This is a genomic window from Sphingomonas benefaciens (assembly GCF_052907485.1).
This window is the reverse complement of record NZ_JBREIC010000009.1, coordinates 74,433-94,611: the sequence shown is the minus strand read 5'-3', so window position 1 is coordinate 94,611 and position 20,179 is coordinate 74,433. Positions and strand designations below refer to the sequence as shown.

Genomic DNA, 20,179 nt, shown 5'->3' with positions numbered 1-20,179 from the left:
CGCCTGCGGCATCGTCAGCGCCAGTCTCCAGACCGAGGGTGGCACATTCGTCCCGTCAGCAGCGGAGCGTTCAAATGAGAATTGAGTATCCTTTCCGGTTCCGGCGTGCGCCGGAGCCCGCGCGGCCGACCCTGACCATCGTCGGGGAAGCAGACTTCGACAGCGTCCTTCTGGGTGACCTGATCGACGGTGTCCGCCAAGGTGGTGGCAACCGCCTGGTCATCATCGACACCGACAATGGACTGATCGCGGCTCACGCCGATACCGAACGCGACCAGCTGATCGATCCTGCGCGTGGCACCTGGGACTTCTTCGCAGACCATCCGAGCGAGTACGCTCTATCGAGCGCCGTAGAGAGCTTCGTGCCGACCACGGACCAGCGGCATGCTGCGTGGTTCTATGCTGCCCGCTTCGTGCTTCTCTGGCAAATCCAGGCGCTGGCCGATCAGCCCGGCGCTTCACTTGCTCAGCTCCGGGAAGCGGTAAGGGGCCTCACGGCCGAACAGATTGCCGTTCAGGCCGGCTACGATCCCCACGAGGAGCAAGCGCGACGTTGGGCAGAAACCGTGCGCGCGACGGTTCTCAACGGAATTGACCGGGTTCGCCCTCGTGATCCGCGCATGCCACTCGTGTCGGTAGGCCGCTGGTTCCAGGGGCCGGCGTCGTCGATCCTCTTCGTGCGTGCGGGCGAGCCCCTCGATCAGGCTTCCCGTGAGGCTCACGCCGCCATCGCGGCAGTATGCGACCATGCCATGCTGGCGCGGGTCGACGTGGTGAGGGCCCTGGGCCGACATCACGTTGACCAAGCCCGCGTTGCATAAAGCTGGGGGGCGGCAATGGGCTTGGATGATCGCGACTACATGCGCGACCGATACCGACAGCGCCAGGGCGCCGGGAATGGCGGAGTACGCTGGAACGACAAAAAGGTACGGGTCGAGCATGATCCGCCAGGATACAAGAAAGCGGTCCCAAAGCCTGAGGTGCCGCTGGGCAGCGCCAGCTGGATCGGCAAGGATCGCTTCGCAGGAGGATCAGGAGGCGGTTGGTTTGAGGCGAAGAACCGCGGGCACGATTACCAGCGCGGGCGGTATCGTCGCCGCCCCGTAAAATCTCGGCAGTGGGTACGCTCCTTGCGGTTGGCGATCCCGGTCCTGTGCCTTCTGACATACGCCATTCCGATGTTCGGCGATGCCAAGAGGGGCGGCTGGTTGCCCGATTTCCGGTCAAGCATTCCCTTCCCGGAGTCGGGCAGCGTCGAAGTTGCCAAGAATCTCTCGATGAAGCGGGTGACGAGCCACCTAACGGTACAGACGAGCGACGCCAATGCTGTGGTGCAGCTCTTCGACCCGGACACAGACGACCACGTCCTCTCTGTTTACGTTGCCGGTAATGATCGGGTCGAGGTGCCTGCTCCTCGCGGCACGTATCGAATGCGCATCGTAGAAGGTCGAAAGTGGCACGGGCCGAAAGAGTTTTTCGGACCGAACACGCAGTTCGAGACGGTCATAAAGCTTCTGACCTTCCCGAAATACGGCGGGCACGGGATCGACCTTCGCCGGCGTCCAGACGGTAACCTCCATACCCGTCCCATGATCACCAACCCGGAGCCCTTGCAATGAATGGTCTCGTGCCCGTGCTCCTGATCGGAGCCGTTCTCCTGTTCATCGTGCTTGGGCTTGTGAACATGAAGCCAGGCAGGGCGGCCAAGTTCCCGGTCGAGCCTAAGCCTCTCATGACCGCGACCGAGCGCCAGGTCATCGCCATGCTGGAAGAGGCACTGCCCGCTGCGCGGGTTCACGCGAAGATAGCACTGGGCGCGATCATCAAGACGCGCGCGGGGCTTTCCCAGCGCGAGCGCATGTCCGTCCGCGGCCGATTTTCGCAGAAGATCGTCGACTTTGTCCTCGAGGACAGAGCATCCGGTCAGATTCTCGCCCTGGTTGAGCAAGGCAATCGCAGTTCGGACGCCGGCGAGCGCGCCAAGCGGGACGCGATCACCGGCTCGGCCGGTTACAAGACCATCCGCCTGCCCGACACGCGCAGGCCATCGGCCGCCGGCGTCCGCGACGTCGTGCTGGCCGCCCTCTCCGACCACGCAGGAACCGACAACACCAGCGCCCCTCAGACGCGTGGGGATGGGGCAAAGCAGCGCGAGGTGACCGCATGACTTGGCAGTTCGATGAGATGGGCGAGTTCGGCTCGGAGGCCGACGCCGATCGCTGGGCTAAGCGTAACAACCTAGCCCCACAAGACGTCCGTATCACCCGCAAAGGTGACGGCGTGGAGCTCGAGGTCCGACGTTCGGCCCTCGGGGACAGTGGCAGCCGCCACAATGACCGTCGCGACGGCCGTCGCAACGGTTTCTTCTAAGCAGGGAAGGATACACGACCATGATGCTACGACGTTTCGCCGCGCTGGGGGCTGTCGCCCTTGCAATCGGCATGCCCGCAGTGGCCAGCGCCGCTCCCGCCAGCCCGGTTCTTCTCGCCATGGCAAGCTTCGCTGGCGAGACGGGTGGCCCCGACGCTGCCAACCAAGCCAGCCTGAAGAAAGCGCATTACAAAGCGCATGCGGCTGCGCATGCGAAGGGCGATTGCAAGGATTGTCCTGACTGCGCCGATTGCGCCGACTGCGACAAGGCCAAACCGGTCGTCACTGCGGCCGAGAAAGCGGCCGGAATCTGCGATCCGACGAAGCACGGCATCGCGAAAAAGGCGGGCAAGGCTGGTGCTTAATCGCGCCGCCATTCTCGTTGCGACGGCCGCGCTCGCGGCCGTCACCCCTTCCACTGTCGCAGCTCAGAAGCTCGGCCAGGGCGGCACCGGCGTCGACGAGGCGACCGACCTGCCGCATTGCAGCGCTCCCTTGGGGGTTGCCGCACTGGTCGAGCAGAAAGCGGCCAGCGCGACTGACAACCTTTCACCCCAGCTTCAGGCGCTGATGCGCATGGCGGAGATGCAGAACGGCGGCAGCACGGCCAAGGTCGATCCGCTGCCGCTGGTCAAGCTGATGGCGGCACGCTCAGGCTGCTTTTCTGTTGCGGACAGAGGGGCTGCCTTCGACGCCTTGGAGCGCGAGCGCGCACTCGCCGGCGGGACAGCGCGCCCGGTCACGAAGGCGGACTACTTGCTGCAGGTCCAGGTCGTATATTCCGACGCCAAGTCCCGCGAATCTGGTGGCGGTGTAGGAGGCGTCTTCGGAGGCGCCGTCGGGCTCAAGTCCAAGACGCTCGAATCTCAGGTGCTCCTCACGCTGGTAAGCGTCGACACGGGCATTCAGGAGGCGGTCGCCAGCGGCTCGGCCCGGAAGAAGGACCTCGGCGTGGTCGGAGGCGGTCTGCTTCTGGGCCTCGGCGTTGGCGCGCTCGGGGGCACCTACGGATCCACGGACATCGGCAAGATCACCTCGCTTGCGATGCTCGACGCGTACCGCAAGCTGATCGCCGATGCGCAGCCAAGGCTACAGGCTCGGTTGAAGACACCGCCGCAGGCGTCTCCTGTTCCCGGCGGTGTGGCGACGGCGCCAGCCGCGTCGATCGTCTCTGCAGCTCCCGGCAAATAGGGATGGCTCGGCCGTGAATATGATGGATCGCTTCAGGCTCACCCGGTGCCCATACTGCTCCAACGGCATGTTGCCCTGGACGCCCGGGAAGCGGGTGCATCACTGCGAGCGGTGCCAACGGCCGCTCGCGATCTACCGCAGCCTCCTACGCGGACGTCGGTTCCGCATCATCCCACTCTACGCCGCGGTCCACGCGACCGCGGCCGTTCTTGCGCTTCTTGCAATGGCAGTCGTTCTCGCAGCCGGCGACAGTCCACGCCACATCATTGCCGCGATCGCGTTTCCGCTGGCTCTCTTTGGTGCGAGCGACGTTGCCGATGGGTATCTATCGGTTCGAACGGGGGTTAATCGCACCTTTGGCCGGGTTCGCTTGGGGCGAGGCGCACGGGCGCTAGGAATTGCGACGATCCTCTTTGGCCTGGCAGGCTGCTTCGTGGCGGCGATCGGGATAGTTGCTTACACCGCCTGACCTAACGACAAGGGTCAGCGTCGGACCCCGCAGAGCTCCGTCACGTCGACCAGCGACGCATGACGCACCTTGTCGCTCCCTTTCAAATGGCGAACGCGAACCCGCATGAGCGGCTCGATCCAGCGCGCCTTTTTTGAACGCGGCATGCCCGCCAGTGGCCGATCGCGGGTGAGCTGCTCGGCCGCGGCATAGAACACCTCCCGCGTATCGCTCGGAAGCGTCACAGCGGCGCCGCCAGCATATTCCAGCCCGTCGGCCGTATCTCGCGCCAGGAGGGCGGAAACCGGCTCTCCAGGCGTCGCCTCGGTGCCGACCACGACGAACTCCTCCTCCGTCCACGCCTTGATCTTGAGCCAACTCTTGCTTCGGCCGCTCTGGTAGCGAGATCCGCGCTTCTTTGAGACGATCCCCTCCAATCCCATCCCGTCAACCGCGTCGAAGAATGCTCGACCTCCGCCGCGCACGTCGGCGCTGAAATGGATCGGGCTCGAGGGGTCGAAGCCTCCAATCAACTCCTCGAGGCGATCACGTCGCTGCTCGACGGCCAGCGGCCTTAGGTTCGTGCCGTCGAGGTGCAGAATGTCGAACGCGATGAAAATCAGACGCTCGGGGGCCCGGCCGATCGCAGACCGGAGAGCGTCGAAGTCACTACGACCGGACTCATCCTGGACGATCACCTCGCCATCGATGATCGCCCGTCGGCAGGAGAGGGCGTCGGCAGCGGCGACCAGGGGCGTGTAGCGCTCTGACCAATCATGGCCGTTACGCGTGAAGGCGCGGATCTCCGGCCCATCGATCACCAGCTGGGTTCGGTAGCCGTCATACTTGATCTCATGGATCCAATCGTCGCCGTCCGGCGCGACCTCGACCAGCGTCGGAAGCATTGGCTCGACAAAACCAAGGGGAGGGCCGCTGCGAGCTTCCGGCGGCAACGGGTCATGGCCGGGCTCATCATGGTGGAGCACATCGCCGAGATTGCGGCAATCGATCGCCTGGCCGCACTCGGGGCAGGAGATGAAGTGCATCGCTTCCGGCACGTCCGGCGCGACGACGGGCAAGGCGTTCAGCTCTTCCCGGATAGAAGGCGCTCGACTTCGCTTCACCCACGAGAATCGTTTGCTGCGCGGAGTCGTTCCGAACCTGGGAGCAGACGCTCAGCGCCTGATGATAGGAACCGGCGTAACGGTAGCATGGCCCCTGCGCCGACATGCCGTACAGCGTAGGCGCGTCACTGCACGAGTAAGAGTGTCATCGGCGCCGAAGCGGAGCAGAATATTTTCTGCCGGCACGTTGATAGTGCGCCCGCAGGCGCAGACGATCCGCATATCGGAGCGGTCGGCTGCCCATTCGCTGAGCGTGTCATAGGAGAGAGGCTTTCTTGCAGTCACTAGGTCACCCCGCGGCTCATCTTGGGGTCACCTCCTCGTACTTACCGGCTCGCCGAAGCTGACGAATGATGCCATTGAACGCTGCCGTAACGCCTTGAGCCCTACCGATCTCGTTCTCCTGGGCGGCAGCATCCCAAAACAGCTCAAGCGGCCATCGCTCGGGACAGTGGGGGAGCAGGCACCGCAGAGCTAGGCGTACCTCAACGCAGTCCAGCTTCGCCTCGGACGCCCGGGCAACGCCAGACCGAAGGATATGCACCGAGAGCGCGATCACGACGCGCTGATGCCGGGGCAGGGGGCTCATGGTCAGTGGAAGTCATGCGACTTGAACCGCACGACGTCCTCGGGGTCTCGGCCCTCGGCATGGGGTGGCCAGTAGCAATTACGCGGCTCAGGACTCCATGCCTTGTCCCTCTGGTCGGGCGCACCCGGATGCTGCCCTGCGTCGCCCCGGCCTGTCCGATGCGGGAACGACATGTCACCGACGCGGTGGAGCAGGTCGCCGTGGTCGACGATGCGGTCGCAGATGACGTGGATGACCTCGCCTTCCTTCTGCACCCGCCCCTTCAGACCGACCATGGACGCCGACATCACGGTGCGTCGCTGCGCCTCGAAACGGTCGGGCCAAAGGATGCCGTTAGCAATTCCCGTCTCATCCTCGATAGTTATGAACAGCACACCCTTCGCTGATCCGGGCTTCTGGCGGACCAGGATGATGCCGGCGACCTCGACGTGGCGGCCATCGCGGACGCTGGCGAGATCCGCGCAGCGGGTGACACCTCGGCGTGTCAGCTCGTCGCGCACGAACGACAGCGGATGCGCGCGGAGCGACAGCTGCAGGTTGCGGTAATCCTCAATGACCTCGCGGCCGTCGGTAAGCGAGCGCAGCTGCACCTCGGGCTCGATCCCCTCCGCGCTCAGCGTTTCGGCTGCGCGATCGGCCGCGGCGAACAGCGGCAGCGGCGCCTCGCCGAGCCCCCTCACCTTCCAGAGACCCTGCCGGCGATCGGCGCCGAAGCTGTGGAAGGCGTCGCCGTCTGCAAGCTTCTCGATCGCGGCGCGCTGCGCGCCAGAGCGGCGCCACACATCCTCGACGCTCTCGTAGGCGGTGGTGCTGCGCGCGGCGACGATCTTGGCGCCGTCCGCGTTCGACAGCCCGCGGATTTGCCTCAGGCCGAGCCGCACCGCCAGGTAGCGTCCGCCCGTCGGCTCGAGCGTGCAGTCCCAGCGGCTGGCGTTGACGCAGGGCGGCCGCACCTCGACGCCATGCTCGCGGGCGTCGCGAACGATCTGCGCTGGCGCGTAGAAACCCATCGGCTGCGCGTTCATCAGCGCCGCGCAGAAAATATCGGGGTGGTGATGCTTCATCCAACTGCTCGCGTAGGAGATCTTGGCGAAGCTGGCGGCGTGGCTCTCGGGAAAGCCGTAGGAGCCGAAGCCCTCGAGCTGGCGGAAGGTGCGCTCAGCGAACTCGCGCGGGTAGCCGCGCGCGACCATGCCCTCGATCAGCTTCTCGCTGAAGTGGCTGACCCCGCCCGTGAACTTGAATGTCGCCATGGCGCGGCGCAGCTGGTCCGCCTCGGCCGGCGTGAAACCTGCGCCGACGATCGCGACCTTCATCGCCTGCTCCTGGAACAACGGCACGCCCAGCGTCTTCTCGAGCACCGCACGAAGCTCGGGTCGCGGATATTCGGGCCGCTCTAATCCCTCGCGCCGGCGCAGATACGGGTGGACCATGTCGCCCTGGATCGGGCCCGGCCGCACGATCGCGACCTGGATGACCAGGTCGTAAAAGCGCCGCGGCTTCATGCGCGGCAGCATGCTCATCTGCGCGCGGCTCTCGATCTGAAAGGTGCCAAGCGTGTCGGCCTTCTGGATCATGGCATAGACTTCGGGATCGTCATCCTGTAAGTCCGCCAAGCCGACACTAACACCCTTGGCTTGCTCAAGTAGATTGAAGGCCCGGTTCATGCAGCCGAGCATTCCCAATCCCAGAACGTCGACCTTCATGAACTTCAATGAGTCTATGTCATCCTTGTCCCACTCGATGATTTGCCTGTCCTCCATTGCGGCGGGCTCGATCGGGACTAGATCATCAAGCCGGTCATGGGTCAGCACGAAGCCGCCGGGGTGCTGAGACATGTGGCGCGGCACGCCGATCAGCTTGCGCGCTAGGTCCAGCGTCAGGCGCAGCCGCCGATCGGCAATGTCTAGGTTCAGCTCCTCGACCTGCTTCTCGCCGACGCCCTCGGCCGACCAGCCCCACACCAGCCCTGCCAGCGAGGATGTCAGGTCCTCCGGGAGCCCGAGCGCCTTGCCGACGTCGCGCACGGCGCCGCGCGCGCGGTAGCGGGTTACGACCGCGGTCAGCGCGGCGCGGTCCCGACCGTAGGTCTCGTAGATCCACTGGATGATCTCCTCACGGCGTTCATGCTCGAAGTCGACGTCGATGTCGGGCGGCTCGCGGCGCTCGCCTGAGACGAAGCGCTCGAAGAGCAGCTCGTGCTTGATCGGGTCGATCGAGGTCACGCCGAGAACGAAGCAGACGCAGCTGTTCGCGGCCGACCCGCGTCCCTGGCAAAGGATCCCGCGCCGGCGCGCCTCGCGCACGATCGCGTAGACGGTGAGGAAGTAGGGCGCGTAGCCGAGCTCGCCGATCAGCCGCATCTCATGCGCGATTTGCGTGGTGTAGGCCTCCGGCACATTGCCGTCGAACATCCGCCCGACCGCCTCGGTCGCCAGCTTCTGCAACGCCTCCTTTCATCCAGGCGCCAGCTCGGATCAAAGCCACGCCGCCAGAACCAGCGCAGCCGCTTCTCCATCTCCGGGGCGTAGCACTGGACCCAGCGATAGATCGTCGTATGGTCGACCGAAATGCCGCGTTCCGCCAGCATTTCCTCAAGGTCGCGATAGCTGATCGGATAGCGACAATACCAGCGCACCGCCCACAGGATCACATCACCCTGGAAATGGCGCCACTTGAAATCCGTCATCGTTCCGTCCGTCCAATCTCCGCCAAGCATGCTCAAGCTTCACGATTTTTGCAACAGAGCCGGGAGAAGCAATCCCGGATGATCGGCTGGCAGGGGGATAAGCCTCGCTTGCCGCAAAGTCGATCCTGTCGCGAAAATCCCGAGTTTTGAATCGCATAAATCGATGACTTTTGCGACACATCAAAAGTCAGGATATATGCGGCACGCGACTGTTGGGAGCACGGTCATGCTCGGAACCGCTGGCGATATTCTCCCGGTGACAATCCAACAATCCGAAAGAAGATTTTGCGAAACGCGCCCGGATCGGAATAGCCGACCTCCCAAGCGATGCGTTCGACCGGAGAATGGCCGAACTGCAATAGCTCCTGGGCCTTGGCGACCCGCAGGCGTTGAGCGTAGTCGGTCGCGGTCATGCCCGTGGCTTTCTGGAAGCGACGCAGGAAGGTGCGTTCTTCCAGCCCGGCCTGTGCGGCCAGGATCGCAAGCCGAGCCTCTTTGCCGCCATTCGCCTGAAGAAAATGCTGCGCCTTGACGATGGCTGCGTCCCCATGGGTCAGCCGTGGGGCGAACCCGCTGTAATAGCGTTGCTCGCGCCCCGGCGGATCGACCAGCAACATGCGTGCGGTCTGCGCCATGACGACGGGTCCGAGAAAACGCTCCACCAGCTTCAGGCCGAGATCGGTCCACGCCATCAGCCCGCCCACCGAGATGATATCGCCGCCGTCGATAATCAGCCGATCGGTATCGAGCGCCACATCAGGGAAGCGGTTGCGGAAGGCATCGGCAGAGCCCCAGTGGGTCGTGACCGTCCGGCCGACGAGAAGCCCGGTTTCCGCCAAAAGGAACGCCCCGGCGCAGACGGAGGCCAGTACCGAACCCTCGCCATGGCGTGCATGCAGCCAGCGGGCAAGTGGCGCGGCGGCATCGGCCGATATTGGCGGCTCCAGCGAGGGCGGCAGGATCAGCACGTCGCAAGGGCCTATGCCTTCCCCGGTTGCATCGGGATCGCTGTCGAACACAACAACGGGCTCCGCATCACCCTCGACCCGCAGATGCCGCACCAGCAGGCGCGGCGAAGCATGTTCGGCGTCATCAGCCGTCCGGCCGGCGACCTTGAACAGGTCGGTGAGGCCCATGGCGGCAGAAAGCTGCACACCCGGATAAAGCACGATACCGATTCTGACGTCCGCCATGTGGCGATATTGCCCCTGATTCTGTCGATTGCGCCAATGGCGAGACCGTCGCGCAAAGCGATACTGGATGCAAGCAACCCGCAACCACGAAAGGAAAACCCATGTCCAATCGCGCCATTCTCGTCGTCGATCTACAGAACGAATATTGGCCATCAGGCAATTTCTCCCTGCATGGGATCGAGGCCGCCGCCGCCAATGCCGCCCGCGTCATGGATGACGCTCGTGCGAAAGGTGATCTGGTCGTCAACATCCGTCATGAAATGCCCGACGGCCCAATCTTCGTTCCCGGCAGCGCAGGGGCCGAGATCAACGACGCCGTGCGCCCTGCGACCGGCGAGCCGGTCATCACCAAGAACTTCCCGAACTCCTTCCGCGATACCGGGTTGAGCAATCTGCTCAAGGAAAAGGGTGTTGAGGAAGTCGTGGTCGTCGGCGCGATGAGCCATATGTGCGTCGATGCGACGGTGCGTGCCGCCAATGATCTGGGCTACAAAACCACGACCATCCACGATGCCTGCGCCACGCGCGATCTCGACTTCGACGGTATCACCACCCCGGCGGCGCAGGTGCACGCGGCGCTGATGGCCGCGCTTTCCTTTGGCTATGGCGAGGTGATCTCCACCGACGCCTTCCTCGCTCGCTAACCCTGTTCGGGAAAGGAAGACTCATGACCACACGCAGGGAATTGTTCGCCCTTTCGGGCGCTGCGCTTGTCGCCAGCGCCTTTCCGGCAAGCGCGCAGGATACAGCCGCGCCCCAGGGTAGCGTAAAGATAACCCAGATACGCAACGCAACGCTCCATGTCGTCTATGGCGGCGTTCGCTTCCTTGTCGATCCGATGCTTTCGGACCGTCACGCCTGGCCGGGCTTTGAAGGCTCGGTGAACAGCGAGGAGCGCAATCCCCTCGTGCATCTTCCGATGACGAAGGAAGAAATCATCGACGTGGACGCGGTGATCGTCACCCATCTGCACGAAGACCGTTTGAACTTGTCTTATGCAGCACAGCCATCTCCAGATGGGTTGGCTCAAGCGTTGCTCATCGGTGAAAGTTTCCTCGCCGGACAGCCCTGCGCGCTCGTGTTAGGTGACAACATCTTCTATGGTGATGGCCTCGGGGCCGAGCTGACCGATGCAGCAACAGCCGGTCATGGAGCGTGCCTGTTTGCCTATCATGTACGCGATCCGGAGCGTTATGGGGTTGTCAGCTTCGACCGCGAGGGAAAAGCCGTCACCATAGAGGAGAAACCCGCAAACCCCAGGTCAAATTGGGCCGTTACAGGGCTGTATTTCTATGATGGCAATGCTTCGCAGATCGCCAAATCGATAAAACCTTCCGATAGAGGTGAACTCGAAATAACATCAGTAAACAATATCTACTTAGAAAATGGTTTGTGCTCGGTTGTCAGGTTAGGCCGAGGATATGGCTGGTTTGATACAGGAACACACGCTTCCTTGCTTGAGGCAAGTGAGTTTGTCCGAGTAGTTCAAGACCGACAAAATCTCCAAGTCGCATGCCCCGAAGAAATTGCCTATCGGAAAGGCTGGGTGACGCCAGAGGTCATCGAGAAAGCCGGAAATCTACTAGCAAAGACGAATTACGGCCAATACCTTTTGAGCTTGGTTCACGATGACAGCTACGCCTTGATATAAAAATATGATTTTTAGGGCGTGAACATCCTAGCTGTCTGGCAATATTTGCCGCTTTCCATAGCGAGAGAGGAACATGCTCACGCCTTCGGCAACCACTTTCTCACGTCGCTCCTTCGATGGAGCATCCCCAATACCGATAACTCGTAGCCAAAGAAGGGGCTCGTTCAGCAAACCTAAGAACTGTGAAGCTGCAAGTTCCGCATCTTCGACATGAAGCACGCGGTTCGCACTTAAGGTTCTCAGGTACTCTACCAGAGCTCGCATTGCCGGCGCCTTCCCTGCTTCAAAGAAGGTTGTTGGCAGGTCGGGAAACCGGGTTCCCTCACTAATAACCATACGAAGAAAAGCCACAGCAATCGGCGGTTCCCAAAAATCCACAACGGCATCCCCAATCCGCTTCAGACCAGCCGCCGGATCGCTTAGAACAGACTCATCAGCGGTAATTTCCACAACGGGAAATTCACTCCATACTCGCTCTACGGATGCGATAAACAGCGCCTCCTTGCTTTCGAACTGGTTGTAGACAGTTCGGCGCGCAACTGAGGCCTCCCGCGCAACCAGGTCCATGCTCGTGTCTTCAAAGCCTCGCGCGAGGAAGACGCGCGTTGCGGCATCCAGGATTCCCTCTCGTTTCGGTATGTCGCTGCGAGTTGAGGGACCGGCGCTGCGGGGGGGAATCGCTAACCCGTCTTATTCATCGGACAATGGCGGACGGTGGGTTCTGGGCTGACGGCGAGCGGGATCGCGCGTCTGCCTGACGCGTGTGGATCGGGGTCGTTTTGTTGGCGCTGGAGGGACGGGCGTGGGTTCGTCGGGGCGTCTCTGCCCCATGGGTCAGGCCGGTGCCGGGGCGAGCGCGATCGCCAAGTGGCGCAGCAGGTCGGCCTCGGGGCTGGCTGCGGCAAAGGCGAGACGGACGCGGGCCGCGGTCTCGCGGACGCGGGCCCCGAGTTTGAGCAGGCGCAACCGGATCGTGGCGAACTCGGCCTTGGCCAAGCGATGGGTGATCGGGATGGCCTCGCGCACGGTCAGCATCAGCCAATAGGCAGCGGTGTGCAGCACGAGGCGCATCTGGTTGGCGGCGGGGTTCCGGCACGAGGTACGGTCGGAGGCGAGCTGGCCCTTGTGGAGCTTGATCAGGTTCTCGGCCTGGCCGCGGGCGCAGTAGAGCTCGGCATAGAGCCATTCGGGCGTGCCGGTTTCGATGTTGGTGACCACGTAGCGGATGTCGAGGCCGAGCCGCGTGGCTTCGATGCGAGCCGCGACGCGACGTTCCTGCCGCCAGGACTTGGCTGCGTGCGTGGTCTCGGCAAAGCCGCGCACCGCATCCTTGTCGCCGATGGCCCGCACCACCCGGATGGTATCGGCGATATCCTCGACCTTGGCGGCCAGCGCCTTGGTGCCGGTCAGGCCGAAGACGTAGGCGACGCCGTTGTCTTCGCACCAGTCCATGACCTCGGGCCGGCCGTAATGGCCGTCGCCCCGGATCGTGATCGCGGTCGTCGGCCAATGGCGGCGGATGGCCCTGAGGAGGCGGCGCAGATGGCCCCGCACCTCGCGGCCGGACGGCGTCTTGCCCGGCCGCAGGATCATCGCCACCGGGCGCGCGGTGGCGGTGTCGTAGACGTGGATGGGCAGAAAGCAGCGCGCATCGTGGTGGGCGTTGAACAACGACAACTGCTGCTGGCCGTGGACCACGTCGCAGGTGTCGTCGATGTCCAGGGTGACGGCGGCTGGAGGCACGGCGTAGCTGGCGCAGTACAGGTCGACCAGCACGCGCCCGAGCCGGATCAGGTCGCGCAGGTCCGGCGTGTTCTCCAGCCGCGAGACGGTGGGCTGGCTCATCAGGTCCGCGCCGCTCTCGGGCAGGCGCCCGCAGGCGAGCTTGAAGGCGGGGTCGGCGCGCAGGTGGTCGAGGTCGTCCGCGTCCTCATACCCGCAGGCGATGGCCAGGATGCGCGCCAGGAGGATCTCGGGCAGCGGGTGCACGATCCGGCTCGGATCGCGCCGGTCCGGGATCACCGCGGCGAGCTTGTCGGCAATCCGCATCCGCCGGGCCGCCTGAGCCAGCAGCAGGACGCCGCCGTCCGAGGTCAGGCGCCCGCCGTCGAAGGCGGCTGTGAGCTTCTTGGCTCTCACGGATGGAAACGCGAACGGAAGTGCGTCAAGATCGGACATGGCGGGCGTGGCGGGCTCGATGGGGTGAAGAAGGTTGGTGTGAGCACCCAATCCCTAAGCCAGATCAATGCTTTACGCTACGCTCGCCAGCTTCGATCCACCGCCCTCATGAATAAGACGGGCTAATTTCGTTCACGATGATCATCACCTTCCTTGACTGCACTGCATTGTGCAATGTATGTTTTGGAGACTGCACGGTGCAGTGCAAACGAGGAGATAGGGTATGTCAGTCGTAAATTCCAGCGTCGCTTTGCCTGCTGAGGTCTCAAAGGACCGTTTCGCCAGGGGATCTGCTACATTCGCCGCAGTCACCGGCATTCCCACGGAGGCATACCTTGATGGATTCAAGGATAGCTCGCCTGATTTTGGTCGCTATGTGATTGAGTGGGTCTTCGGCGATGTATACAGCCGCACCGATTTGGATTTGAAAACCCGGGAACTCGTTATCATCGCAGCCGGCGCGGCGTTGGGCGCAACGGGAATTGATGTCATCAAATTTCATGTCCCCACTGCGGTACGCGCGGGTGCAACCCGAGACCAGATTTTCGGCGTTCTTACCCAGGTAGCGATTGTTGCAGGTGTTCCCACAGCAATCGCCGCAATTTCGGCGGCGGCACAAGTCTTGGGGCCACACTCTCAGGTCGCTGATGGTGCCAAGGCATGAATATCAGGTCCGAGGATCAGCTCAGCGGATTAGCGATAAGCCTAATGGCTGTCGCGTCCGCATTGACTGTGGCAAACGTGTACTTCAACCAGTCCATGTTGCCCGCCATAGCGGCAGAATTTGGAACCAGTCCTGGCTCTGTTGCAAAGATTGGCGGCAGTCAGAGGTAGGCTGTCGCTCTGCGCCGATCAGGCGGCTGCTGCGAAATGGTGGTTGAGCATGCCCATGGCCTCCGTCAGCGCCGAGGGCCCAATGCCAAAAGCTCTCTCCACAAGGCGCACCTCGCCCCTGATGCCGGGCTGCAGGCACCAGGGGCGAGCCTGTCCTTTGCGCAGGGCTCGCATGACTTCGAATCCCTTGATCGTGGCATAGGCCGTGGGGATCGATTTGAAACCGCGCACCGGCTTGATCAGTATCTTGAGCTTTCCGTGATCGGCCTCGATCACGTTATTGAGATACTTCACCTGCCGGTGGGCCGTCTCCCGGTCCAGCTTTCCTTCGCGCTTCAATTCGGTGATCGCTGCACCATAGCTCGGCGCTTTGTCGGTATTGAGCGTGGCAGGCTTTTCCCAGTGCTTCAGGCCTCGCAGGGCCTTGCCCAGGAACCGCTTCGCTGCCTTGGCGCTGCGGGTCGGCGACAGGTAGAAATCGATCGTGTCGCCCCGCTTGTCGACTGCCCGGTACAGGTAGGTCCACTTGCCCCGCACCTTGACGTAGGTTTCATCCAGGCGCCAGCTCGGATCAAAGCCACGCCGCCAGAACCAGCGCAGCCGCTTCTCCATCTCCGGGGCGTAGCACTGGACCCAGCGATAGATCGTCGTATGGTCGACCGAAATGCCGCGTTCCGCCAGCATTTCCTCAAGGTCGCGATAGCTGATCGGATAGCGACAATACCAGCGCACCGCCCACAGGATCACATCACCCTGGAAATGGCGCCACTTGAAATCCGTCATCGTTCCGTCCGTCCAATCTCCGCCAAGCATGCTCAAGCTTCACGATTTTTGCAACAGAGCCGTTGCGCGCTACCTTCGCGAAGGAAGGCATCCCCACGGAATTTTTGTCACATTACGAGCCTGATGAGCCCTTTGCATGTCTTAGACAGAATGACGGGTTAAGTGACAAATTTTGACGACCAGAACTTTCCGGTTCACACTGTCACATAATCGAACGTATACGTGACGGGTGAAAAGGTGCTGATCGGCTACATGCGGGTATCGAAGGCGGACGGATCCCAGTCCACCAATTTGCAACGCGATGCGCTCATCGCCGCTGGTGTGAGCCTTGCGCACCTTTACGAGGATCTGGCCTCGGGCAGGCGCGATGATCGCCCAGGGTTGGCTGCTTGCCTGAAGGCGCTTCGTGAAGGGGACACGCTGATCGTGTGGAAGCTCGATCGGCTTGGCCGTGATCTGCGCCACCTGATCAACACCGTGCACGACCTAACTGCGCGTAGCGTGGGCCTGAAGGTCCTGACCGGTCACGGTGCGGCGGTCGACACGACGACTGCCGCCGGCAAGCTTGTGTTCGGTATTTTTGCCGCGCTGGCCGAGTTCGAGCGTGAGTTGATTTCCGAGCGAACAGTCGCTGGACTTATCTCGGCGCGCGCTCGCGGCAGGAAAGGGGGGCGCCCCTTCAAGATGACCGCCGCCAAGCTACGCCTGGCGATGGCCAGCATGGGGCAACCGGAAACCAAGGTGGGCGATCTCTGCGAAGAACTCGGGATTACCCGGCAGACGCTCTACCGGCACGTGTCGCCCAAGGGCGAACTGCGGCCAGACGGCGTAAAGCTGCTCTCCCTCGGTTCAGCCGCATAAATGGAGGCGACCTGGAACGGGGCGCTGTTCAGTGCGGCAACGATCCGATTACCGGTGTCGACCCAGAGCAGCCGTAGAGCTTTTGGGAAAGCTGTCGTTCAGCGCCTGAATTAAGCCGCGCCGCGTAGCGGCGTCGGCTTGAATGAACTGTTAGCCTCACCTACGCCTTGACAGGGTAGCGGCTGGATATGGCGATACGGTTCCATGTGTTGATGACAACGGCAAGCCATTCAATAGCCGACACCTCTTCGTTGGTGAGAGTTGCTGCGGCTTGCTCATAGATCGCATCCGGAAGTTGGCCCTCGGAGATCAACGTAACTGCCTCCACAAGTTCCAAGGCGGCGCGCTCTCTTGGGGTGAAATATTCAGTTTCTTTCCATGCAGCAAGAACGGCAACGCGATCGCTAGACTCCCCGCTGGAAAGAGCATCACGCGCATGCAACCTGACGCAAAAAGCACATTGATTGATCTGGGACGCACGCAGGCGCAAGAGATGCGAGAAGCCTTCCGAAATGCCCGCAGTGGTCAATGCTTCCGAGGCGAGCCGGTCAAGCTCAATGACGGACTGATACAGGGCAGGCGCTGATTTTCCAAGGTTTACTCTTTCCGACATGTGAAATCCTTATGTTGTGCGGCTAACTTTGTTTTAGGGCGACTGCCCTGCTGCGTAACATCGTTGCTGCTCCATAACATCAAACATCGACCCACGGCGTAACGCGCTTGCTGCTTGGATGCCCGAGGCATAGACTGTACAAAAAAACAGTCATAACAAGCCATGAAAACCGCCACTGCGCCGTTACCACCGCTGCGTTCGGTCAAGGTTCTGGACCAGTTGCGTGAGCGCATACGCTACTTGCATTACAGCTTACGAACCGAACAGGCTTATGTCCACTGGGTTCGTGCCTTCATCCGTTTCCACGGTGTGCGTCACCCGGCAACCTTGGGCAGCAGCGAAGTCGAGGCATTTCTGTCCTGGCTGGCGAACGAGCGCAAGGTTTCGGTCTCCACGCATCGTCAGGCATTGGCGGCCTTGCTGTTCTTCTACGGCAAGGTGCTGTGCACGGATCTGCCCTGGCTTCAGGAGATCGGAAGACCTCGGCCGTCGCGGCGCTTGCCGGTGGTGCTGACCCCGGATGAAGTGGTTCGCATCCTCGGTTTTCTGGAAGGCGAGCATCGTTTGTTCGCCCAGCTTCTGTATGGAACGGGCATGCGGATCAGTGAGGGTTTGCAACTGCGGGTCAAGGATCTGGATTTCGATCACGGCACGATCATCGTGCGGGAGGGCAAGGGCTCCAAGGATCGGGCCTTGATGTTACCCGAGAGCTTGGCACCCAGCCTGCGCGAGCAGCTGTCGCGTGCACGGGCATGGTGGCTGAAGGACCAGGCCGAGGGCCGCAGCGGCGTTGCGCTTCCCGACGCCCTTGAGCGGAAGTATCCGCGCGCCGGGCATTCCTGGCCGTGGTTCTGGGTTTTTGCGCAGCACACGCATTCGACCGATCCACGGAGCGGTGTCGTGCGTCGCCATCACATGTATGACCAGACCTTTCAGCGCGCCTTCAAACGTGCCGTAGAACAAGCAGGCATCACGAAGCCCGCCACACCGCACACCCTCCGCCACTCGTTCGCGACGGCCTTGCTCCGCAGCGGTTACGACATTCGAACCGTGCAGGATCTGCTCGGCCATTCCGACGTCTCTACGACGATGATTTACACGCATGTGCTGAAAGTTGGCGGTGCCGGAGTGCGCTCACCGCTTGATGCGCTGCCGCCCCTCACTAGTGAGAGGTAGGGCAGCGCAAGTCAATCCTGGCGGATTCACTACCCCTGCGCGAAGGCCATCGGTGCCGCATCGAACGGCCGGTTGCGGAAAGTCCTCCCTGCGTCCGCTGATGGCCGGCAGCAGCCCGTCGTTGCCTGATGGATCCAACCCCTCCGCTGCTATAGTGCAGTCGGCTTCTGACGTTCAGTGCAGCCGTCTTCTGAAAACGACACCCAATGCGCCTTGCGGCTCCGGGGCGATTTTCCCGAAATATGTTCCCGATTGCCTTTTCCCGAAATGGCGCATCGGACATGGAATTTCGGGAAAGGTCAGGCGCCTGAAAACCGGGGTGACCGAGCCCGCTGCTGGCGCAGCGGGTCCGGGGTCAGGAGCCGCGAAATGGTCGCATCAGCGGGGGCAGCGTTGCACTGTTTGGATGGCTCCACGCTGCCCCCGCTGCTACCAAGGGGTGTCATTTCTATTTGGCGAAGAATGTGTCTTCTCTAAATTGCGGGAACACTTGTCCAGCCTTGGATGGCTGACGCGAGTCCGGCGGACTGGGTTCGCTTCAGCCCTGCCCGTCCGTCCATCATAGCCGTTTTCGGAACCAATTAGAAGCGACTCCGGCGATCTCGGTAGCACGACAACGATCGTACGGAATACGACCTGTCCTTTCTAGCGATAACGCTGATTCCTGCTAAAAAGATGATGGCGGGATTCCGAGTGATCTGTCGGCATTCTCGAACTGGTGGACATCGGTCGCGTGCCCCTGTCTGAGCGCCTGATCACTAATACAGTGGACAGCCTTCAGACGAGCGGGTCGCGCGAGGCGTGGAGGATCCCGCCGAATTGAGGGTCGCTAAGGTGGCTCGATGCGGCGCGCCAGATCGCGAAGTTTGCCGTGTCCCGCTCCACACAGCCACACAAACCGCCGATTTCGAGAAAGAGTTTCGAGACAGGTTCCTGTTATCGCGACCGTCAGAGGCTCAGGATCAGACAATCAGCTTGGACCCAAGGCTTCGATGATCCTGCAGTCGGCCACGGTGTTGCGGCTACAGGAGTCGATTAGCAGGTCCAACTCGCCCGCGAGCGCCGTCAGGTCGGCGATCTTCCGCGTGATGGCATCCCGATGTTGGTTGGCGATCACGTCCACAGCCATGCAGGACTGTTCGCGTCGATCGGCGAGCCCCATCAGCTCCCGGACCTGGTCGATCGAGAAGCCGAGATCGCGCGCTCTACGGATGAAGGACAGGCGCCGCAGATGCTCGCCTTCGTAGGTCCGGTAATTTCCGGCCGACCGCGCTGGCGCCGCCAGCAAGCCGATCTGCTCGTAATAGCGGATCGTCTCGACCTTTGTGCCCGTCGCCGAAGCCAGCTTCCCGATCGTCAGTTTCTCAGACACACCGCTTGACCCTCTAGCGACTAGAGGGTGCATATAGGCTGCCAGATCGATTCTATCGAGGTGGCGAAATGGCCTGCACGAGCTGCGCGTCCGACAAGGCGGGCACCCTCAATGACCCGAAGTGGCGGCGCGCGTTGTGGATCGCGCTCGCGATCAATGGCGGCATGTTCGCAATCGAGATCGTCGCAGGGATCACGGGCGGGTCGAAAGCGCTCCAGGCCGACGCGCTCGACTTCTTCGGTGACGCCGCCAATTACGCCATCAGCTTTGGCGTCGCCGGAATGGCGATAGCCTGGCGCGCGCGCGCAGCGATGCTGAAGGGAGTGACGCTTGCCCTGCTCGGGCTCTATGTTCTGCTCGCGGCGGGGTGGGGTGCGCTCCACGGCGCTGTGCCCCATGCCGAGGTCATGGGCGTTGTGGGGATTGCGGCGCTGATCGCGAACGTCGTGGTCGCAGTGATGTTGTACCGCTTCCGCAGCGGTGACGCGAACATGCGTTCGGTGTGGATCTGCTCGCGCAACGATGCGATCGGCAATGTCGCCGTGGTGCTGGCCGCAGGCGGCGTCTTCGGGCTGAACAGCGCGTGGCCCGATCTAGTGGTGGCCGCGTTGATGGCCGTGCTCGGTCTGTCGGGCGGATTCCAGATCATGCGACAGGCGCGGGCCGAACTGCGATCCGGTTCCGCGCCTGCCCCTTCCACTTACAGGCAGCCGTTACATGGCGTTCGCTAAGCTGCTAAGGCGAAGGCCGATGCATCGGCTTTCCGCCTTGTTCCTCTGTCTCATGCTCGTGCTGTCGCTTGGGCTGGGATCGGTCGCGCATGCGACCGAAGGCGTGAGATGCGTCGATACGGTCGCTGCCAGCTCGCTTGAACATAGCGATGGCGACGGGGACCAGGTGCCGGCCGATGCCGACAAGTCCTACCCGCACCATCATGGCAGCTGCCACGGCCATCATATCGGTGTTCCGTTCGAGGCTGGTCGTGTCGCCTCCGTGAGCGGGCTGCCCATGGCGCCTGCCGCGTGGAACGACGACCCGATGGCACGGATGTCATCGGACCCAGCTCTGCGACCTCCCCAAGCCTGACAAGCGCCTCATCCGCCGGAA

General features: G+C 62.4%; 20 protein-coding genes and 2 pseudogenes. 13 read left to right on the top strand and 9 right to left on the bottom strand.

Annotated features, from left to right (window positions below; all coding sequences use genetic code 11):
* Positions 1-74 precede the first annotated feature (74 nt).
* Genes ACU5AX_RS20060 through ACU5AX_RS20035 form a run of 6 tightly spaced genes read left to right on the top strand, consistent with a single transcriptional unit; the run spans position 75 to position 3,561 of the window.
* Positions 75-821, top strand: coding sequence for a type IV secretion system DNA-binding domain-containing protein (locus ACU5AX_RS20060; protein WP_446692289.1), 747 nt, complete (start codon positions 75-77; stop codon positions 819-821).
* 15 nt (positions 822-836) lie between these two features.
* Positions 837-1,619, top strand: coding sequence for a hypothetical protein (locus tag ACU5AX_RS20055; protein WP_242121822.1), 783 nt, complete (start codon positions 837-839; stop codon positions 1,617-1,619).
* The gene (locus tag ACU5AX_RS20050; RefSeq protein ID WP_242121823.1) at positions 1,616-2,167 is read left to right on the top strand and encodes a DUF2726 domain-containing protein; all 552 of its coding nucleotides are present in this window, start codon (positions 1,616-1,618) and stop codon (positions 2,165-2,167) included. The genes ACU5AX_RS20055 and ACU5AX_RS20050 overlap by 4 nt, the downstream gene beginning before the upstream one ends.
* Positions 2,164-2,370 (top strand): hypothetical protein, encoded by a 207-nt coding sequence (locus ACU5AX_RS20045; RefSeq protein WP_242121824.1) that lies wholly within the window; start codon positions 2,164-2,166, stop codon positions 2,368-2,370. The genes ACU5AX_RS20050 and ACU5AX_RS20045 overlap by 4 nt, the downstream gene beginning before the upstream one ends.
* A gap of 20 nt (positions 2,371-2,390) precedes the next feature.
* Positions 2,391-2,735, top strand: coding sequence for a hypothetical protein (locus ACU5AX_RS20040; protein WP_242121825.1), 345 nt, complete (start codon positions 2,391-2,393; stop codon positions 2,733-2,735).
* Positions 2,728-3,561, top strand: a complete 834-nt coding sequence (locus ACU5AX_RS20035; RefSeq protein ID WP_446692288.1) for a CsgG/HfaB family protein — start codon at positions 2,728-2,730, stop codon at positions 3,559-3,561. The genes ACU5AX_RS20040 and ACU5AX_RS20035 overlap by 8 nt, the downstream gene beginning before the upstream one ends.
* Before the next feature lie 483 nt (positions 3,562-4,044).
* On the opposite strand, the gene ligD is transcribed toward ACU5AX_RS20035, so the two are convergent.
* The 4 genes and pseudogenes from ligD to ACU5AX_RS20015 form a co-directional block, all read right to left on the bottom strand.
* Positions 4,045-5,088: a non-homologous end-joining DNA ligase gene (gene ligD, locus ACU5AX_RS20030; RefSeq protein WP_242121827.1), complete on the bottom strand. Its 1,044-nt coding sequence runs from the start codon at positions 5,086-5,088 to the stop codon at positions 4,045-4,047.
* Between the two features lie 636 nt (positions 5,089-5,724).
* Positions 5,725-8,178, bottom strand: a pseudogene (locus ACU5AX_RS20025) (error-prone DNA polymerase); the annotation flags it as partial.
* Positions 8,178-8,411: pseudogene (locus ACU5AX_RS20020) on the bottom strand (transposase domain-containing protein); the annotation flags it as partial. The pseudogenes ACU5AX_RS20020 and ACU5AX_RS20025, both read right to left, overlap by 1 nt.
* A gap of 224 nt (positions 8,412-8,635) precedes the next feature.
* A complete protein-coding gene (locus ACU5AX_RS20015) occupies positions 8,636-9,604 on the bottom strand; it encodes a GlxA family transcriptional regulator (protein ID WP_151654121.1) in 969 nt (322 codons plus the stop codon).
* 101 nt (positions 9,605-9,705) lie between these two features.
* On the opposite strand from ACU5AX_RS20015, the gene ACU5AX_RS20010 reads away from it, so the two are divergent.
* Both ACU5AX_RS20010 and ACU5AX_RS20005 read left to right on the top strand, forming a co-directional pair.
* Positions 9,706-10,248, top strand: a complete 543-nt coding sequence (locus tag ACU5AX_RS20010) for a cysteine hydrolase family protein (protein WP_151654119.1) — start codon at positions 9,706-9,708, stop codon at positions 10,246-10,248.
* Positions 10,249-10,271: 23 nt separating this feature from the next.
* Positions 10,272-11,255, top strand: coding sequence for a sugar phosphate nucleotidyltransferase (locus ACU5AX_RS20005; RefSeq protein ID WP_446692287.1), 984 nt, complete (start codon positions 10,272-10,274; stop codon positions 11,253-11,255).
* A 27-nt stretch (positions 11,256-11,282) separates the two neighbouring features.
* Here ACU5AX_RS20005 and ACU5AX_RS20000 read toward each other — a convergent pair whose 3' ends face one another.
* Together ACU5AX_RS20000 and ACU5AX_RS19995 are read right to left on the bottom strand one after the other, a co-directional pair.
* On the bottom strand, positions 11,283-11,873 hold the full coding sequence (locus ACU5AX_RS20000) for a TetR/AcrR family transcriptional regulator (RefSeq protein ID WP_256449669.1): 591 nt from the start codon (positions 11,871-11,873) through the stop codon (positions 11,283-11,285).
* A 216-nt stretch (positions 11,874-12,089) separates the two neighbouring features.
* A complete protein-coding gene (locus ACU5AX_RS19995) occupies positions 12,090-13,433 on the bottom strand; it encodes an IS1380 family transposase (RefSeq protein WP_023082273.1) in 1,344 nt (447 codons plus the stop codon).
* A gap of 223 nt (positions 13,434-13,656) precedes the next feature.
* Here ACU5AX_RS19995 and ACU5AX_RS19990 point away from each other — a divergent pair, with 223 nt between their 5' ends.
* Positions 13,657-14,097, top strand: coding sequence for a carboxymuconolactone decarboxylase family protein (locus tag ACU5AX_RS19990; protein ID WP_008786759.1), 441 nt, complete (start codon positions 13,657-13,659; stop codon positions 14,095-14,097).
* A gap of 188 nt (positions 14,098-14,285) precedes the next feature.
* Here ACU5AX_RS19990 and ACU5AX_RS19985 read toward each other — a convergent pair whose 3' ends face one another.
* Entirely contained in the window at positions 14,286-15,050 is a 765-nt protein-coding gene (locus ACU5AX_RS19985; protein WP_001389365.1) for an IS6-like element IS6100 family transposase, read from the bottom strand.
* A 237-nt stretch (positions 15,051-15,287) separates the two neighbouring features.
* Here ACU5AX_RS19985 and ACU5AX_RS19980 point away from each other — a divergent pair, with 237 nt between their 5' ends.
* The gene (locus tag ACU5AX_RS19980; protein WP_003155741.1) at positions 15,288-15,911 is read left to right on the top strand and encodes a recombinase family protein; all 624 of its coding nucleotides are present in this window, start codon (positions 15,288-15,290) and stop codon (positions 15,909-15,911) included.
* Between the two features lie 160 nt (positions 15,912-16,071).
* Here ACU5AX_RS19980 and ACU5AX_RS19975 read toward each other — a convergent pair whose 3' ends face one another.
* A complete protein-coding gene (locus ACU5AX_RS19975) occupies positions 16,072-16,524 on the bottom strand; it encodes a carboxymuconolactone decarboxylase family protein (RefSeq protein ID WP_088185014.1) in 453 nt (150 codons plus the stop codon).
* A 162-nt stretch (positions 16,525-16,686) separates the two neighbouring features.
* Between ACU5AX_RS19975 and intI1 the strand changes: the two genes are divergently transcribed.
* Entirely contained in the window at positions 16,687-17,700 is a 1,014-nt protein-coding gene (intI1, locus tag ACU5AX_RS19970) for a class 1 integron integrase IntI1 (protein ID WP_000845048.1), read from the top strand.
* A 970-nt stretch (positions 17,701-18,670) separates the two neighbouring features.
* On the opposite strand, the gene ACU5AX_RS19965 is transcribed toward intI1, so the two are convergent.
* Entirely contained in the window at positions 18,671-19,072 is a 402-nt protein-coding gene (locus tag ACU5AX_RS19965; protein WP_446692286.1) for a MerR family transcriptional regulator, read from the bottom strand.
* A gap of 68 nt (positions 19,073-19,140) precedes the next feature.
* Here ACU5AX_RS19965 and ACU5AX_RS19960 point away from each other — a divergent pair, with 68 nt between their 5' ends.
* Entirely contained in the window at positions 19,141-19,803 is a 663-nt protein-coding gene (locus ACU5AX_RS19960) for a cation efflux transmembrane domain-containing protein (protein ID WP_446692285.1), read from the top strand.
* Positions 19,804-19,822: 19 nt separating this feature from the next.
* Complete coding sequence (locus tag ACU5AX_RS19955) at positions 19,823-20,158, top strand: hypothetical protein (RefSeq protein WP_446692284.1); 336 nt, start codon at positions 19,823-19,825, stop codon at positions 20,156-20,158.
* Positions 20,159-20,179 lie beyond the last annotated feature (21 nt).